Genomic DNA, 18,013 nt, shown 5'->3' with positions numbered 1-18,013 from the left:
TCGCGCGAACCCTTTACCGCAGCGAGCACGCTGGCAGGCTGGCGTCAGAGCGGGGGCGGATCGGCCGTCGTGGCCGCGATCCTGTTGCTGCTCGCGCCGGGCGCCGCGCTGGCACAGAATGTGTCGGCCGAACGGGTTGCGGCGAGCCATCCCTATGTCGACCATGTCGTCGATGCGGCGCAGCGGTTCCGCATCCCGGAAGCCTGGATATGGGCAGTGATGCGCGTCGAAAGCAACGGCAATTCCCGCGCTGTCTCGACTGCCGGGGCGATGGGTCTGATGCAGATCATGCCCACAAGTTGGGCGGGTCTACGCACGCGCTATCGGCTCGGCTCCGATCCATTCGACGTGCGCGACAACATCATGGCGGGCGCGGCCTATCTGCGCGAGATGTTCGACCGCTACGGCAATGCGACCGCCATGCTCGCCGCCTATAATGCGGGGCCGGGCCGCTACGACGAGCATCTCTCGCGCGGTCGTCCGCTGCCCGCCGAGACACGCGCCTATCTCGCAAAGCTCGCGTCGATTGCCGGCATCTCGGACACCACCCAACTTGCCGCTGCACCAGCTCCCGATTCGCTCGCCTGGCGTCACGCCGCGTTGTTCGCAGCGCGTTCAGGACCGGCTTCGACCATGCCGGTGGATGCCGAAAACGATGCCGGTGCTGCGCAACCCGGACGCCCGCCAGCCGGTCTCACGGAGGTTGCAATAGTCGCAGCCACGTCGCCCTCGACCGGTCTTTTCGTCCCGCTTTCCGGCCGGTCTCCGCCATGAGCCGCTCTCGCGTGTTCTGGCGAGCTTCGTCGCAGCCTTTCGCAGCGCCGGAAGGGGGAAGGCTTCAGCTTTTGCAGGGGAAGGGGCGAGGGCAAGATAAAACAGACGATGTGCGGAGCCAATTCGCCACGGTCGGAGCATTGTTTCACAAGGCTTTGCGGCGTTCCGCCGCGAGGTGCGGGCCAATGCCCGCGATGTGGACCTTTTGCCGTTTCCCCCTGTTCCCGCCGCCTTGCCGCACATCGCGGGGCTGGCGGCCATGAAAGAAGAGGATAATTTCTGTATCCGTCCGGGCCGCATCCGCTCGCGAGGAAGCCAGCGGGGGCGGCCCGCGATTGCCCAGGCGCTCGCCGCCGCACAGCGCGCCGGAGGCATCGGCGCGGGGCGCTCCAGATCGTCGGGAGCCAGCTTCTCGACCTTCGGGCGCGGCAGGGTGGCGAGCATCCGGTCCACCCATCGCCTCGGCCACGGCACGCGCAATGTTGTCGTCAAGGCGCGCGTGGTCCGGCATGGCGGCCGCTCGTCGCTCGCCGCGCATCTCAATTACCTCCAGCGCGACGGCGTCACCCGCGACGGCGAGCGCGGCGTGCTGTTCGGCGCTGACAGCGAGATTCTCGACCGCAACGAATTCGCGGTGCGGTGTAAGGAAGACCGGCATCATTTCCGCTTCATCGTCTCACCCGAGGACGCCGAGCAGATGCGCGACCTAAAGGGCTTCACGCGCGACTTCATGGCGCGGATGGAGCGCGATCTCGGCACCCGGCTCGACTGGCGGGCGGTCGAGCACTGGAACACCGACAATCCCCATGTCCATATCATCGTGCGCGGCGTAGCCGACGATGTTCGCGACCTTGTCATCTCGCGCGACTATATCCGCGAGGGGATGCGGGCGGCAGCGCGCGAGATCGTCACGCGGGAACTCGGCCCGCGCACAGATCTCGACATCCGGCAATCGCTGGAGCGGCAGGTCGAAGCCGAACGCTGGACCGACATCGACCGCGCGCTTGCGCGCGAGCGCGACCGCAACGGCATCATCGACACCGCGCCCGAACGCGGCGTTCCTCCCGGCCCCGATCACGGGCAGCGCATCGGCCGGCTGCGCAAGCTGGAGGGGCTGGGCCTCGCCAGCGAGATCGCGCCGGGCCAGTGGACCATGCGCGGTGATGCCGAGACGGCGCTGCGCGAGTTGCAGACGCGCGGCGACATCATCAAGCGGATGCACGAAGCGATGACGGAACGCGGCATCGACCGCGGTGCGGCCAGCTATGTACTCGAACCCGATCCCGGCCAGCCGGTGATCGGCAGGCTGGTCGATCGCGGCCTTCATGATGAACTGACCGGCAGCGCCTACGCCATCGTCGACGGGATCGACGGGCGGACCCATCACGTCCGCTTCCCCGACATCGAGGCGACCGGCGATTGCAGGCCGGGCGCGATCGTCGAACTGCGCCATTTCGAGGACCGCAAGGGGCGGCAGCGCATGGCGTTGGCGGTGCGTTCCGACATGGATCTCGATGCGCAGATCCGCGCGCCGGGGGCGACATGGCTAGACCGCCGCAACCTGTCCGGCGACGGGCGCGACCTCGGCGGCGGCTTCGGGGCCGAAGTGCGGCGCGCCATGGATGAGCGCGCGGAGCATCTGGCCGATGAAGGACTGGCACGGCGGCAGGGCCAACGGATCATCTTCGCGCGCAATCTGCTCGACACGCTGAAACGGCGCGAACTGTATGCCGCCGCCGCGAAGCTGTCCGCCGAGATCGGCCTGCCGCACACGCCGTCACAAACGGGCGACTATGTCATGGGCGCCGTGCGCCAGCGCCTGACGCTGGCCTCTGGTCGATATGCGATGATCGACAATGCGCTTGGCTTCCAGCTTGTCCCGTGGTCGCCCTCGCTCGACCGGCAGATGGGCAAGCACATCTCCGGCGTCATGCGTGGCGACGGCGGCGTGGACTGGTCGTTCGGTCGTGGCCGGGGACTGGGGCTGTGATGTCATGGATCGGGTGGTCTGCAGATCGTGAGTTTCGGATTCTCCGATGTGACAGCCGCCGTCTATGCGCAGGGCGAAGCAGCGGGATAATCGGTAATGGCAAAGCGATCAGAATACCGATTGAACGCCGTCAATTCGGCAACACGTACAGGCGCCTCATATTTGTAGATCTCCCGGCGAAGATAGCTGACTTCTTCCGCCAGGCGATCATCCGACAGGTCGATCCACCAGGCGCGGGGCAGGCCGTTATCCTCGCCATTCCAGCGATAGCCACGCCCCTTGAGTATGTCCTTCGCATCGAATGGCGAATTGTCCGCCCAGCAGCGCTTACTGTTACGTCGCGCCGAGGCAAGAAGTTCCTGTAAGGCCGTCTGGCCCGCCGGCAGGCAAGGTCGTCCGAGTAACTCTATCACGGCATGACAATCGTGAACCGCCCGATGGCGATCGTAGAAGAAGCCGCTGCTGAGCGCGAGATAGGCGAGCTTCGAGCTTTCAAAGCCGGCTTCCCGCCAGTCAACTTCGGTCATTGAACAGGCCCACGGATTGGCGGCCAATGCTGGGCAAAATCGCTCCAGAAAGCGGCGATCGAATGCGGCATTATGGGCAATGACGAGGCTGCTGCTGGCAAAAGCGGCGACATCGGCGGGATTGATCGACCGCCCTGCCACCATCGACTGGTCAATGCCCGTCAGCTTTGTCACCTCTGCCGAGATCGGCACGGACGGTTCACGCAGCGCATTGTATGGCTCACCGATACCGACCAGTTTATCGTTCATAGAATAGTAAAAGGGCACCATCGCGAGTTCGATGATCTCGTCCTTGCTCGAATCAAGACCAGTGGTTTCGACATCGAGCAGGATCGCCCGCTTGGCACCAGCGGGAGGCGCATCCACGATCGGACCGGGTGCGAGGCGGCGAAGCACGCGATAACGGCCTGTCGCCTCCAGGGCCTCGGCCCATTGCTCATCGCGATCCCCGCTCATGTCACGGGGCCGCCGCAGCAGCACCTGCGGAATTCAATTTCAGCAGCGATGGACGGCCTGCTTCATGGAACCAGAGATCGACGATCTTGGCGTCGTCGCTGGCCGGCAGCGGTGCGGCGCTGCGAACCTTGAACGTCGTCGGCAGGTTCACCGAATTGCCAAACACCAGGGCGTGTTGCTTGGGCAGCGACGGCAAGCGGCGAAGCACGCTGTCGGAAATGAACGGCGTCATCTGCCGAATCTGCGAGAGGTCGTCGGGATTCTGGATGCGATGTACGACGAAATTGGCGCATTGCGACAGCACGGTCTTGGACAATTCGCTGGGGCGCTGTGAAGCGACCAGGAGGAACAAGCCATACTTGCGCCCTTCCTTGGCGATGCGCTCGAATATCCTGCTCGCGTCCATCGCGTAGCGCGACGGCGTTGACGCGACATAGCGGTGCGCCTCTTCAAGCAGGAGATGCACCGGGAAGCGGTTGCGAGGGTCGGCCTGCCGCAGAAGACGGAAGATCATGCGCGACACGACCGCGCTGACCAGTTCGACCACTTCGTCCTCGACGGCGTTCATGTCGATGATGATGATCTGAGCCGCCTTGGTATGGCCGCCGTCGATCGCCGTCAGGCCGAGGATGCCGGACAGGAAGCTGGCTACATCGGTATGGCTCTCGTCGGCGTCGTGCCGGAGAAAACCATAGTCCGACCGCTCATCCAGCGCCTTGAAGCGCGTCACCATCTGCGCGCAATAGTCGCGGATTTGCCGGTTGCCGTGCGCTTCCTGATAAAGCAGCGCCAGGTCGATCGCGTCGCCGAGCGCCGTGAAGTCGAATGGCGTCCCGTCATAGTCGGGAAATTTGAGGTCGGGGTCGATGAAGCCGCCCGCGCCGTCCTTGCCCGCGAGGAAATCATATGCGCTTTCGAGCGCCGTCATGTTGCCGAACTTGACGGTGATCCAGGAATTGAGGGCGGCGATGTTGATCTCGGCCGTCCTGAAACGCTGGAGGATGCCGCGGATGCGCGTCTCCTTGGCACCGGGAGGGGTCTCGTCGCCGAGGATTTGGGTCAGGCACGTCGCGAGGATGTGGTTGCGGTAGGTGTTCAAAGCGCTCGCACTGTTGGTGCCGAACAGCGTCGCCATGCCGAGCGCCATGCGCAGGATCGGAACTTGGGTCCGCTCGCTGGCTTGCAGCAGCAATTCCCATTCGGAGAGATCGAGGAACCAATGTGGCACCCGGAACACGCCATCGGCGGCGGTGCCGTCGAGGATCACGCGCTGGACGCCGATGTCGGCCTTGTCGGGCAGCTCGGCGAACGCGCGGTGGTATTCGCCGTTGACGTCCAGCACGACAAATGTGGCGCCGCGCGCATGATGCTCGTCGGGCTTCTCGAACAGCGCCTGGAGGACGGACGCGATGGTGCAGGACTTGCCGCTGCCAGTATTGCCCAGCACCGCGACATGGCCGCCGAAAAAGTCGTCGATACGGACCTTAACTTCATAGTCCTCGAAGATCACCGACTGGCCAATGGCAAGGTTGCGGAACCGGGTGGCGTCGGCCGGATCGCAGGGTTCCTCGCCGGGACCGATCGACGGAACCACAGCGGCGTCGGTGTCGAAGATGCGATCGAGTTCGCTATCCAGAGCGTAGAGAACATCGGCATAGAGCGAGGGAAAGAGCGAAACGCCGAACCGGAATTTGCCCGCGCCCTGCATCGGCAACATGCCTACGGGCACGACGTCGAGATATTTGGCCGAGTTCACCTTGTCGAGCTGGCCATCGGAGACGCCGCCGCCCGAGGTATCGCGTTCGCGCAGGCCCACGACTTCGGCGACGACATATTCGGCCTGCGCCGGGATCATCAGAAAGGAGCCGAGCCGCGCGACATAGTGAACATCGTCAAAGCCGACGACGGTGAAATTGTCGGTGCCGCTGTGCATCTCGACGACGAAGCGGTCGGCGGCGACGGAGACTACCTTGCCGATTGCGCGCTTGCGATCGTCAAAACTCATCGGCAGGCGCCTTTTGCGGACCCATGCTTTCAAGCACGAGCCGGATCGCCTCGTCGATCCGCTCGGGCGGGCGCTGCGGCATGAAATGCTCGACGATTGTATCGAAATAGTGCGCGCGCGTGTCTTCGGCCGGTCCGTCGCCGCCGATGATCCAGATGCGCGGATCGCCGAGAGCGCGCAGCTTCGCGATCTCGCCGCCGGCCTCGGGGTCCGCGAAGATGATGAGGCGAAAGGTCGGGATCGTCAGCGCCTGATAGATAATGTTGTTGAGATGCTCGTCGCCGAAGGCGAAGCCTGCGGTGACGAGTACGCTCTGCTCGCGGACGATGCGGGACTGAAATTCGCGGAACAGGTCGGCATAAGGGGAGCCGAGGCTGGAGTTCTGCTTGGCCGGGGTTGGATAGACCATGACCTTGGTGGGCGCGTCCTGCGGCCACAGCTCGCGGACGGGGAACAGGCCGTGATCGTCCTCGGTCCAACTGATCGAGCCGTGCAGCTTGCACAGATAGACGAAGCCATCGACCGCCGACCATTTCCGGCTGGTGAGATCGAGCTGTTCAGCGAGCGCGTAGCGGAAAGTCGCGGGATTGAAGCGGCGTTCGACCACGCCGGAAAAGCCGTTTGCGTAGGGCAGACCAAGCCGGTCCATCGCCCGTTCGTTAAACAGGTCGTAGTTAGTGGTGAACACCCAAGGTCGGGGTAGCGAGCGATCACGCAGTACGAGCTTGCGGTAGAAAGCCTCGTAGAGATCAAGGACAGAGGTGTCGCCGCTGGCGAATGCGCCGTCCGTACACCGTTCCCAGATAAAACCCTGCACCTTCCTGATGATCGCTTCGACCTTGGCCTTGCTAGCGATATGAGGTTGATTCTTGCTCCGCTCGAACACGAACCGCAGACTGTGGAGCAATTCCATCAGCCGTTCGAGATTGCGGGCGTATTCAGTTCCGGCGAGCTTCGCGCCGAGCTTGTCGAGGAAAGCGACATCGTCGGCATCCAACGCCCAAGCGGGTGGTTCGGGCGGGTCCCATGCCGCGTCAGCGTCCGGCGCGAGAGGATAGCCACAAAATTCCTCGGCGAGTGGCGCCATTGTCGAAATCCCGACCTCAACCTTGTTCTTCATCAGGGAGGAGCAGCCAGCGCCAAGGAGAAAAGCGACATTGCGAGCGTTCAGAGATTCCCCGATCGCTTTCCTGACAAGATCAGGCCCGCGCTCCCAATCAAGGTCGGACGAGATCGTATCGCCATGCCGAATAAAATGAAACCGGCGCGCGGTAATTGCCGCATCCTGGTCAGCCATGCGGATTTGCCAGCCAAACGATCTGGGCGTTCGCCCGGTTGGTCCGATCCAATCGGGTTTGTTCTCTTTCGATTCGCACTCAGCTCCCCCCTCTTGCATGAAGGTATCTAAGCCGGGCCGAGCGAGAATAGAAGATAACTACGCTATTTCCTGTCTTTCTTCGCCACGCTGCGATGGGCGCGAATAGCGCTTGAATCGCCAGTTCCTGACCTTCTCCTTGCGGGAAGGAGGCCATATGTCCGCAACCAAAATTCTCTGGGGCCAGGTCATCGCCGTTTTCCTCATCGTGCTTTCCAGCATCTGGAGCGCGACACAATGGACGGCCTCAGCACTCGCGTATCAGCCCGAGCTTGGCCCGCCCTGGTTCATGGTCGGCGACTGGCCGATCTATCCGCCGCCAGCCTTCTTCGGGTGGTGGTTCTCGTTCGACGCCTATGCGCCCGACATCTTCCAGACCGGCGCTTACATCGCTGTATCCGGCGGCTTCGTGTCGATCGCGGTGGCCATCGGCATGTCGGTCTGGCGCGCGCGTGAGTTGAAGAACGCCGAAACTTTCGGCTCGGCGCGATGGGCGAGCGAAAAGGAAATCCGCAAGGCCGGCCTGCTCGGTGGCGATGGCGTGGTGCTGGGCCAGTTCGGTCGGGCCTATTTGCGCCATGACGGACCCGAGCATGTGCTGTGCTACGCGCCGACCCGTAGCGGCAAGGGCGTCGGTCTCGTGGTGCCCTCGCTCCTGACATGGCCCGGCTCTGCCATCGTCCACGACATCAAGGGCGAGAACTGGACCCTGACCGCCGGCTTCCGCTCGCAGCACGGGCGCGTCCTGCTGTTCGATCCGACCAACGCAGCATCGGCGGCCTATAATCCGCTGCTGGAGGTGCGGCGCGGCCAGTGGGAAGTGCGCGACGTGCAGAACGTCGCCGACGTGCTGGTCGATCCCGAAGGCTCGCTCGAACGTCGCAATCACTGGGAAAAGACCAGCCACGCGCTGCTGGTCGGCGCGATCCTGCATGTGCTCTACGCCGAACCCGACAAGACGCTGGCCGGGGTGGCCGCATTCCTGTCGGACCCGGCACGACCGATCGAGACGACGCTGGACCGGATGATGGCGACCCCGCATCTGGGCGAGGCGGGCGTGCATCCCGTGATCGCCTCCGCCGCGCGCGAACTGCTCAACAAGAGCGACAACGAGCGGTCGGGCGTGCTGTCCACCGCGATGTCCTTCCTGGGGCTTTACCGAGATCCGGTGGTCGCCAAGGTGACGCGCTGCTGCCAGTGGCGCATCGCCGACCTTGTCGACGGCCCCGAGCCGGTCTCGCTCTATCTGGTGATCCCACCTTCGGACATCTCGCGCACGCGGCCGCTCATCCGCCTGATGCTCAACCAGATCGGACGGCGGCTGACCGAGGAACTGGAGAGTGGCGCGAAACGCAATCGCCTGCTGCTGATGCTCGACGAGTTCCCGGCGCTGGGCCGGCTCGACTTCTTCGAGTCCGCGCTGGCGTTCATGGCCGGCTACGGAATCAAGGGCTTCCTGATCGCGCAGAGCCTCAACCAGATCGAAAAAGCCTACGGCCAGAACAACGCGATCCTCGACAATTGCCATATCCGGGTCAGCTTCGCGACCAACGACGAGAGGACGGGCGAGCGCGTGTCGAAGGCGCTCGGCACCGCTACCGAAATGAAAGCAATGAAGAACTATGCCGGGCACCGGCTGTCGCCTTGGCTCGGACATCTGATGGTCTCGCGCTCCGAAACGGCCCGCCAGCTTCTGACGCCAGGCGAGGTCATGCAACTTCCGCCCGACGAGGAAATCGTTATGGTGTCCGGCGTCAATCCGATCCGCGCGAAGAAGGCAGCCTATTATACCGACGACCGCTTGGCCGCCCGCATCATGGCACCGCCCGATCCGTCAGCTTGGGTCGATCGGGAAATCCGCCCGGACGACTGGCGCAACTTGCCGCCCATCGCGCCTGACGATGCGACGATGCGGGCGTTTGCACGCAAGCGCGAAGAAGCGAAGGGAACCGGGCAGGCTGGCAAGGCGGAAGGAGGGAAGCCCGATACCGCGGGCGAAAGCGAGGCGGTGGCGGATATCCGTCAGGAACCCGAGCAGGAACAGCATCTCGATATTGCGCCCAAACCCCGGCCCGCGCCGGCCAACGAGTTCGACCCCGACGAGCCGGAGCCCGACGCGGACGCCATACGCAACCGGGAAATCCAGCGCGAACGGGCAATTAACGCGCGCCGGGCCTCGATGGACCGGGATGACGGGATCGAGCTATGAGCAAGGGCAGGCTTTCGGTCTATCTCGACCGCGACATCATGCAGGCGCTGGCCTCCTATGCCGACCGGCGCGGGCAATCCCGCTCATTGGTCGCGGAGGCGGCCATTGCGTCGTTCCTCTCGCCCGATGGCGACGAGCGGCGCGAGGCGGCGATTGCGAAGCGCATCGACCGGCTCGACCGCAAGGTGGCGCGTCTCGAACGCGATCACGGCATCGGAGTCGAGATGATCGCACAGTTCGTGCGCTTCTGGCTGACATCGACCCCGCCGCCGCCCGAGGGGGAACGTGCTGCCCTACGCCGACTGGGGAACGACCGTTACGACGCCTTCATGGAAGCATTGGGACGGCGACTCGCCAACGGGCCGAGAGTGCGTCAGGAAATCGGTGAAGATTTTCCCAAGTCTGGGGAATAGCGCATTACTCGCTCTGTTCAGGACGCAGCCAGCAGTAATCGCCCTCTGTGGCAATGACTGCCAAATACGTTCTCGGACGCGATATGCCAACATAAGCCATCTCGAAAGCGACCATATCAGAGGGGGTGACAACAAGAATGACGGCAGGTCGTTCAAGCCCCTTGAAGCGGCGCACCGTGTCGATGATCACAGTATCACTAGTCAGGTCATCACAAGTCGCGAAATCGAAATCCGATCTTGCTGCTGCGATTCTGAAAGGCTCGAACCAGTCTGCAGATGGAAAGAGGATGGCAATGTCGGAAGGCGCAACCTCCTCGCGATGGACGAGTCGGCGCAGCTCCGCATAGGCTGCTTCAGCGAGCTGCTGTCGCGTGGCTACCGGGATCCAGCTAACAGGGTGGCCTTCAGGTCCCTGGGGTTCGATATCGGGGCCTTCGTAATGCGCCTGGGCGGCGCTGTGGATTGCCCTCGTATTCCTCAGATTTCGTTTAAGCCTGATGGGGACAAGTTCGAGGTCCGCACAAGGCACACGTCCGGTGGCATAAACCCGCTGGTTTGAATCCGACATTACGCGCAGCGTGCCGCCAGGCGCGAGAGCTGTCGAAATCGCCACCCACCAGGTCGGCAGGAAGTCCTGGCCTTCATCGACGACGATCGCGTCCCATCTCCCTCCCGGATTAAGATCGATGGCGTCGATAAGGGCGGCGGGTAACAATTCATCGAACAATTGCTGGTCGTTCGCAGCGGTGCCTATTGCCAATCCCGCTCGAGCCGCCACCTGACCGCATACCGAGTGAAAGCTTGAAATAGTGAGGTTCTCTATGCCGGCCAGCCGGCGCCCAAGCTCGGCTGCCAAAGGGCTACTGTAGCAGGTAAGTAGTGTCCGCTTTCCCGACGACGCGAGGCGCATGGCCTCTTCCGCCGCGATCACGGTTTTTCCGGTCCCGGCGCCACCCCTGATCTCGGCGCGGGTAATGTCGGCGATATGGTCGAGAATATGAAACTGGGTGGGCTCGAGAACGCCCATATGCTCCGCCGCATCCGCCATGGCCGCCGAGACACTGAAATGAAGCTGGAAAGGGCTTGCAAGGATTTGGGTGAATGCCGCCAGTCCGTCCTGACCAAGCGGCTCGCAGGCCGGCGGATTGCGGCCCTCATCAAGCCGCCTGCCGATCCATTGCCTCAACCCGTCGGCGAATTCACGCGAGCAGCAGAAAATGCGCGTAGGCCGGTCGGTGCCGAGATCTCTCGGCGGTGCCACGGCATCAGGGAAGATGACACCGTGGCTGATGTGGATGAATCGCTCGCGCCAACGACCGGACGCCTTGAGTTTCTTCAGCAGCTCGTGTTTTGCGCTCCGGGCCTGATTGACCGGATCCTTGATCTTGTGGCGGAAATGCTGGGCGTCGGTGCTCCACCATTGTGCCGCCTCGGGGTCGAACGAGATCCCGCCGCCTTTCACCTCGATCGCAAGATATCCAAGGCGCGCATGCGCGACGAGGAAGTCGCACTCGCCATCCTTCTCCGCGCCGAGATGGTCAGTACCGAGCCAGGGGCTCGAATAGAACACCGTGAAGCTGTCATCGAGAATGGCTGCCAGCTTGTCGTAGACACGAACTTCCGCGCGCCGGCGGCGGTCCTGCCGGATCGATACCGGCAGATCCCTTGGCCACATGACCGCCATCAGGCCGGCCTCATCAGGCCGTCAAAAAAGCCTGTCTGCGGATTGCCCGGCAGGCCTGTCAAAAGACCACGGTCAAGGTAGCTGTTGAACGCCTCGCAGGATGTTTCCGGGGCAAGGACGCAAGCATGGCAAGCCGAATGGGAGAAGGTCGCCTGCGCGCCCATCATGTCCGAAATGCACAGCGGGTCCGACGAGCACCACTCGATGGCAAAGAGCGCGCGCGTGAGGATGCCTGGAATCCGTTCCGCCTTGCCCTGCCGTTGAAGACCGCCGAGCGTTCCGTCGGAATCGGGGGTCGCGGTATAGATGAGGACGCCAGCCATGGGATCGTCGCCCGCTGCGGCATAGATCCGCTCCTGGAGCGAGGCGCTCGAATAGCCGCATTCCAGAGTCAGCTGCCGCATGAGGGCGTGCGCCAGCGTATGACACAGCATGTACCGCGCCGTGATGATACGCGGCGGCTCGGTGTCCTCGCCATGGCGCGACTTCCAGTCAGCGCGATACAGCGCGTGAATTTCGGCCGCACGCTGCTGGACAAGTGGCTGCGATTCCCATGCCGAAAGCCGCTTCTCGTCGAGCGCCAGGAAAATGCCTTCTCCACGAACCTCGATCGCAGGCAGCCACGGAAGTCTTGTTTTCGAGAGCTGGGCTACCTCGGGAGAGTCCGGATCGCCGGGCGGATTGATCCGCGTGAATCCGGTGATCGCCCTCACTTCGCGCAGGCGCACCGCCCTTACGATCGTCGCGACCCAGGGCCGGATCACTTCGGGGACAGTTTCCCGCCTGATCTCGAATTCCAGATCCTTGTCGATCCGGTCGCCGGGATCCTCGACGAATTGGCGGAATTCGGCAGGCCGCAGATCCGACGTGTCGATCTCGGCGTATTTTTCCACGCGACGATCGATCGCGGCCGCGAGCTGCGCGGGCGTCATTTTGAGCTCTTCGAGCACCGGTCCGAGTTCACCCTTGGCCATCATGTCGATGAACAGCTCGCGCTGGGAGGGATCGATATTGACCAACGTGTCCCAGAACGTGCCGAGGCACTCCTGCAGACGGTCGGACCATGGCGGAATGCTGAGTGCTGACTGGGTGACGGCGAAATAGAGATTGGAGGCGCCGCGCTGGACGGCGACCAGCTGCTCGGTGCAGGTCTCGTCCGCGTCGGAGAGCCACGGCCGTTTGCCCGGACAGCGTGAAAAGCGTTCCCAGGTCTGCTTCGCGAAGATGCCGTCCATCGACTTCGATGCCTTGCACTTCGGACATTTCAGGATGAGTCCCGCGAGACCGGCGTGCTCCGCTCGCAATGTCAGCGATCCCCGCAGATTAGTGCAGTCCGGCTTGTGTCCGACCCACCAGTGCCAGGGGAACTCGTCGACGTGTCCGCGGGCGCATGCCATCACGAAGCGCACTGGAATGACGAAGACCTTGCGGCCGCCCGGACTCTTGGCGGTGCAGTCCGGACAATACCGGTAGGCCTTGCCGGGATCGTCCGACCAGTTCTTCATTGGCCCGATGCGGTCGCACTCGGGACATTGCAGCCATTGCGGGAAGCGAACCGCAACGAGACGGCGGGTGTCCGGGTCCTCTTCCTTCCGCCTCTCCTCGACTACGGGAGGCAGGCGGAAGCCCTGGACGCCCAGCTTCTTCTGCAGTCGTGTCTCGCGGACGGTCTGTGCGTTCGCGAGCCCTGCCGGCGGAAAGGAACGATCCCATTCCTCCAGCCCGGCTGCCATGCCCGACACTGCGGCGTTGTCGGCGCGGAAATCGATGACCGAACCGGGGCCGAAGGTGGAGACCACCGTACTGCGCCGCAGGTCCTGAAGATCATTCGCCATCGCTTCCCCCTCTTGGCCGCAAGACCGGAGCCATGCGGAATGGCGTTCCTGCTTCCACGCTGCGCATCGAATTCAGGGTCGGCCACGCTGCACCGGCCTGTCGGCCAAGCGCCTTCTTCCATGCCGCGCGCTCCGCGCTCTGCAGGAGTGACTGGGAATCCTTGTAGTCCTGCCAGTAGAAGACCGGCACCCGCGCCGTCCACCGCGTAAGCCGTCGTTCAAGTTCCGCCCGGACATCCTTCTCCTCCGGATCGATCCGCCGCGCACGCTCAACGATCAGATCGATCAGGTCCTGTGCCTTTGCCAGCGCCGCATCGCTGAGCACTGGCCTATCGAGCATCCCTGGAATCAGATGGCGCACGGCGGCGACCAGCGCGGCATGCAGCGCCCGGTCGCGCGCCCGGGACGCGAACGGTGTGACACTGGTCGCCTCGACGTCACGGTACAGTGTCTGGTGCCAGCCCGCGAAGGTTTCGAAATGGGAGCGGTCCCGAGCCTTGGCGTTGTTGAGGATCGTGACGACAAGTCCGCTCACCTCGCCGCGTCCGACGCGGCTCGTCGACTGAATATATTCCGCGATCGTCTTGGGCTGGCCGTTGACCAGCATCAGCCCGAGCCGCGGTATATCCACGCCGACACTGACCATATTGGTTGCCAGCACCGTGTCGAGCGCGCCGGCCTGTCCGACACGGATGGCGAGGGTATCGAGCATTTTCAGGATCTCGTCCTGCGTCCGGCGAGAGGTCAGCTCGTCGACATTCTTCATCGGCCTCGCCGGTTCGACGCGTGCATCGGCATAGAGCCTGATGCTGTCGGTGACGTCGTCCTGCATAAGAACGAGCGCGCCGCCGAGCTCGCGCAGTGAATTGAAATAGCCCACGAGTGTCCAGTACGGATCCTGCGACTTCGGCGTGGCAAAGGCTGCAGCAGCCGACTGGAGCAGGGAAGCGGCCACCGCCTGAAGCGAGAATTTGGCTGACCTGCCAGCCGTTGAGACACCGATATAGCGACGGCCCGTCGACGCAGGATTGTGCACCGCGAAGCCGGAGTCATCATGGTCGATCGCCGGTGGCGGGAACTGGCAGGCAATGCGGTCGAAAAGATCGCGGACCTGTTCCGAGGCACGCCGGATGGTCGCAGTCGAGCCGATCACCTTGGGCACCGCGCCGCCTGCGGAGAAGAGCAGGTCGAAAGCCGCCTCGTAGGTTCCGGCGACGGTTCCGAGGGGTCCGGAGATAAGGTGCAACTCGTCCTGGATAACAAGGTCCGGCGGTGTACCTGCCGCAACACCGAACAGGCCGTTGGTGGCCGGATTTCGCACGATCTGGGCGAATTTATCGACGGTGCCCACCACCAGCGTAGGTCGCTCGCGGTAGACATCGTCGTCCACTGTCCAGACCGGCAAAGGTCCGTGGAGCGGACAGCCTGCGGTCGTGCAGCTGGCGATCACCGGAGAGGCCACGCTGGCCTGATTCCAGGCAATGCTGGTGTGGCAGGCGGGGCAGTTAGCCAGCTGCTTAGGAGATGCCACCTCCTTCGATCCCTGCAGCGACGCCCAGGCGATCGAAAGGCGGTTCGGGGTTGCGTCGCCTCCGACCCACAGGCCGGCCGAGAAGGGCGCGCAGCCTTCGAGACGGTCGCGATGCGGTGCCGCGATGCGTCCGGTCCGTATCGCCTCGCACGCGAGGATCATGGCGGTCGAACGCGCGAACTGCTGGGTGGTGAGCAAACGGAGGGTGTAGCGCATGATCGCGGCCACACCGTCTCCCGCTTCCCGGCCGTCGAGCCGCCGGTAGAATGCCACCAATGCTATGAGCGCGAGATAGGCTTCGGTTTTGCCGCCGCCGGTCGGAAACCAGAGCAGATCCATGATTCCGCGATCGGCATGCCCGGAGAGCGCCGAGGATGGCGCGCTGAGCAGAAGGAACCCCAGCTGGAAGGGCCGCCAGCGAAGCTCACCGTGCCTGGCCTTCTCGGCATCCCAACCGTGCTGGATATGCATGGCAAAATTCGCCAGCTGAAATGCCTGGCGGAGATCGCGGTTGTCGCAGATTTCCGTTGCGGCCTTGCGCATACGATCGAGCACCATTTCGCAGGCGCGGATGTTCGCCTCTGCGGCCGTCTGTTCGCCTTCGGTGAGCTTCGGATACTTCGCCCTCTGAAGGCTGATCCAGTCAGCATAGCATGTGCAGAGCCGACCGAGCGCGTGACGGAGCCCGGCTTCGTCCGCCATTGCGAGGCTTCTGGCGCCGAGGGGGTCCACGCCGCCTGCCGGCGCTTTCAGTCCGGCGAAGGCTGCATGGCCGGAGGGGTTGACCCCGGAGAGGATCGACGAGGGAAGCCAGCTTGTCTCGATCCAGCCGGTAGAAGGCTCGCCGGTGTCGGCCCCGTGAACCTCGTCCCACACCGCGGAGCAGGTATGGCCAGCGGCAAATTCGTGGACGTCGCGAAACAGAAGTGCCGCAGACTGCTCGTCCGCATGCTCGTCAGGATCGGTCCCGCCCCGTCGCGTGGGCTTCGGCACCAGCCTGGTGCCGGGGCCGGGCGTAATCCGGAGGGAGGTCTGGAACATCGTAGCGAGTTCGAGTCCGTCGCGGCCTTCGCCCGGATTCACGCCGTTGATCAGCGATACGGTCGCAAGCTTCCGGTCTCCTCCGTCGATGGAGCGGATGTGGAGCTGCGTGCCTGCGGCGTCGGGGTTGGCAGCACCCAGATCTACAAACCTGCTGCCGTCGCTCAGCTCGAGATTGTCGATATCAACCTCGATGCCGGTCCTGTGCCAGAGCTTCCCGCCTTTCTCCGCATCCTCAACGAGCCGGTAGCGTGCAAACCGGCAGACGAGGCGGACCCGGGCCGGGCCTTTGGATGCGAAGCAGAAACTGATACCGGCGACTGACGGCTTCTGGATCGATGTGACCGGCACCGAGGCGGCTTCCGATTCTTGCCCGTCGTCTGCGCCCGAACTCCCCCCGACCGCCAGGCTGTCGTCATCCTCGCCTGCCATCTCCGTCCGCTGCGGCCAGAGAATACCGGTCAGGTAGAAGTCACTCGGCCTGTCCGTCAGTATTTCGTCGGGCGAGCGCGGCCCGACGAGATCCTCGTGCAACCGAATGGCGAGAACGTCGCGGTCCGCCGAACTGTCGGCTCTCATTGGCGGCCTCCCCAGAAGTACGCGGTCGTGAAAGCAGCCACCCTGGGCACGAGCAGGAATCCGGATTTCGACCAAGGGGCATGCAGCCGTTCGATCGCGGCGTCATCGTCGGCGACTACCAGCGTCCGGCAACCCAGTGCGCGGACATGGCGCACGTTCGATGGCGGCTGCAGTTTTGATCCGGTCTTTTCGGACAGGCGGTTTGCGACTTCCCAGAGATCATCGCGGAAACGGGGGGTGAGGATGGCAAGCGTCGCAGCGTTTTCAGGATTGCACAGTCGGTAATTCCATTTGAGTTCGCCGTCGCGCTGCAGCTCGAAGTTCATGATCACGCCGGCGTGCTGGCGAAGCCACTCCTGAGCGGCGTGCGCCTCGCCAGCCGTCGAATGGTTATTCCCGACAAGTCCGGCAGCCGAGAAGTCCTCGTCCCGTCCAATCTCGACCATGGCCTTCCGGGAGGAGTTGCCGCCCGTCTTCCGGTAACAGCGGCCCGATCTGAGGCTTGAGCCCGGATATTTGATCGCCTTGCCGATTTTCAGGTTGAGGCGCGCGCGTGTCGATCCCACAAACAGCACGCGGGTCTCCTCTTCCTCGGCTTCGGCCGACTTGAACTCCCTGTCCTCGGCGGCCAGGAGCAGCACGCTGTCAGCCTCGCGTCCCTTGCTCGCGTGAATGGTACCGATCACCGGACCGGGTAGGCCGAACTCGGCGGTTGCCAGTTCGACCGGTGCACTGCGACGCGCGAGCACACGGCGAAGCCGCGCAATTTCCAGTGACCCGTCCACTGCGCCGCCGAGACGGGTCAGCTTTGCCCATGCCTCATCAGGCCCGTATCCGGGTGGTGCGCCGGGATCGACGCGCGAGGCCCATCGCGCCATGAACTCGTCACGCCCCATGAAGGCCGCCAGCCAGTCATGGAAGCAGATGGCAAGCCAGGGCGGAAGGTTGGCGCCATAACCGGACAACCGGAGGCTATGCGGCACTTCGCAGAATTGCGATGCCATCAGCGCCTCCGATCGCGTGCGGAACAGCACAAGCGAACCGGCGGCGAGCGTTTCGAATGCGAGCTTGGTAGGCTGCAGATCATCTCCGTCCGCATGGCTGGCAATGCTTTGCCGGATCCGGGCAAACATGCCATCACCTTCGCCCCGCGCGCCGAGCACGGCCGCCCGGACATCCGAAAAGATCGAGCGGAGGCCCTTGGCCGAGGTGCGGTGGATCGTGTCGAGCGCGGCACCTGCGAAGTGATAGGAAGGATTGGAGCGCAAGCGATCGAGAAGCTCCTCCGGTCTGTCTCCGGTCAGAAATTCCTCGTCCTCCGAGAAGCCGTAAATCGCTTGCGCCTCATCGGCGAAGACAGTCACACCGCATGAAGGGTCGAGACGCGCGATAATCGCCTCGACCAGATCTGCCCGCAGACCGACTAGGTCCTGGGCCTCGTCGATGATCAGATGCTCGACGTTCCCAAGATAATCGATCACGTCATCATCACCTTCGACAAGCGCCAGCACCCGCTCGATATTTTCCTCGTATCGTCCGGTAATACTAACGCGCGCTGGGACTGACTCACGGGAGGGATTCCCAAGCTGCTGAA

General features: G+C 63.6%; 11 protein-coding genes. 4 read left to right on the top strand and 7 right to left on the bottom strand.

The features are described 5' to 3' along the window. The first annotated feature begins 69 nt into the window (after nucleotides 1-69). Both V2B31_RS13880 and V2B31_RS13875 read left to right on the top strand, forming a co-directional pair. On the top strand, nucleotides 70-774 hold the full coding sequence (locus tag V2B31_RS13880; RefSeq protein WP_328279492.1) for a lytic transglycosylase domain-containing protein: 705 nt from the start codon (nucleotides 70-72) through the stop codon (nucleotides 772-774). Between the two features lie 259 nt (nucleotides 775-1,033). Then, a complete protein-coding gene (locus tag V2B31_RS13875) occupies nucleotides 1,034-2,764 on the top strand; it encodes a relaxase/mobilization nuclease domain-containing protein (RefSeq protein ID WP_328279557.1) in 1,731 nt (576 codons plus the stop codon). 62 nt (nucleotides 2,765-2,826) lie between these two features. On the opposite strand, the gene V2B31_RS13870 is transcribed toward V2B31_RS13875, so the two are convergent. Genes V2B31_RS13870 through V2B31_RS13860 form a run of 3 tightly spaced genes read right to left on the bottom strand, consistent with a single transcriptional unit; the run spans nucleotide 2,827 to nucleotide 7,148 of the window. After that, nucleotides 2,827-3,747 (bottom strand): 3'-5' exonuclease, encoded by a 921-nt coding sequence (locus tag V2B31_RS13870; protein ID WP_328279490.1) that lies wholly within the window; start codon nucleotides 3,745-3,747, stop codon nucleotides 2,827-2,829. Nucleotide 3,748: 1 nt separating this feature from the next. Further along, on the bottom strand, nucleotides 3,749-5,752 hold the full coding sequence (locus V2B31_RS13865) for an ATP-binding protein (RefSeq protein ID WP_328279488.1): 2,004 nt from the start codon (nucleotides 5,750-5,752) through the stop codon (nucleotides 3,749-3,751). Next, nucleotides 5,742-7,148, bottom strand: a complete 1,407-nt coding sequence (locus V2B31_RS13860; RefSeq protein WP_328279486.1) for an SIR2 family protein — start codon at nucleotides 7,146-7,148, stop codon at nucleotides 5,742-5,744. Before V2B31_RS13860 ends, V2B31_RS13865 begins: the two co-directional genes overlap by 11 nt. Nucleotides 7,149-7,284: 136 nt before the next feature. Between V2B31_RS13860 and V2B31_RS13855 the strand changes: the two genes are divergently transcribed. Both V2B31_RS13855 and V2B31_RS13850 read left to right on the top strand, forming a co-directional pair. Beyond that, nucleotides 7,285-9,336: a conjugal transfer protein TraG gene (locus V2B31_RS13855; RefSeq protein ID WP_328279484.1), complete on the top strand. Its 2,052-nt coding sequence runs from the start codon at nucleotides 7,285-7,287 to the stop codon at nucleotides 9,334-9,336. Next, on the top strand, nucleotides 9,333-9,749 hold the full coding sequence (locus V2B31_RS13850) for a CopG family transcriptional regulator (protein ID WP_328279482.1): 417 nt from the start codon (nucleotides 9,333-9,335) through the stop codon (nucleotides 9,747-9,749). The genes V2B31_RS13855 and V2B31_RS13850 overlap by 4 nt, the downstream gene beginning before the upstream one ends. Before the next feature lie 4 nt (nucleotides 9,750-9,753). On the opposite strand, the gene V2B31_RS13845 is transcribed toward V2B31_RS13850, so the two are convergent. The 4 genes from V2B31_RS13845 to V2B31_RS13830 form a co-directional block, all read right to left on the bottom strand. Beyond that, a complete protein-coding gene (locus V2B31_RS13845) occupies nucleotides 9,754-11,433 on the bottom strand; it encodes a nuclease-related domain-containing DEAD/DEAH box helicase (protein ID WP_328279480.1) in 1,680 nt (559 codons plus the stop codon). Beyond that, the gene (locus V2B31_RS13840; RefSeq protein ID WP_328279478.1) at nucleotides 11,433-13,268 is read right to left on the bottom strand and encodes a DUF1998 domain-containing protein; all 1,836 of its coding nucleotides are present in this window, start codon (nucleotides 13,266-13,268) and stop codon (nucleotides 11,433-11,435) included. Before V2B31_RS13840 ends, V2B31_RS13845 begins: the two co-directional genes overlap by 1 nt. Beyond that, entirely contained in the window at nucleotides 13,258-16,419 is a 3,162-nt protein-coding gene (locus V2B31_RS13835; protein ID WP_328279476.1) for a helicase-related protein, read from the bottom strand. Before V2B31_RS13835 ends, V2B31_RS13840 begins: the two co-directional genes overlap by 11 nt. Further along, nucleotides 16,416-18,013: 3'-5' exonuclease (locus V2B31_RS13830; protein ID WP_328279474.1), on the bottom strand; the 1,598-nt coding region annotated here is incomplete at its 5' end. The genes V2B31_RS13830 and V2B31_RS13835, both read right to left, overlap by 4 nt.

Source organism: Sphingobium sp. (assembly GCF_036170395.1).
GTDB lineage: Bacteria > Pseudomonadota > Alphaproteobacteria > Sphingomonadales > Sphingomonadaceae > Sphingobium.
This window is presented reverse-complemented; position numbering and strand designations above follow the sequence as displayed.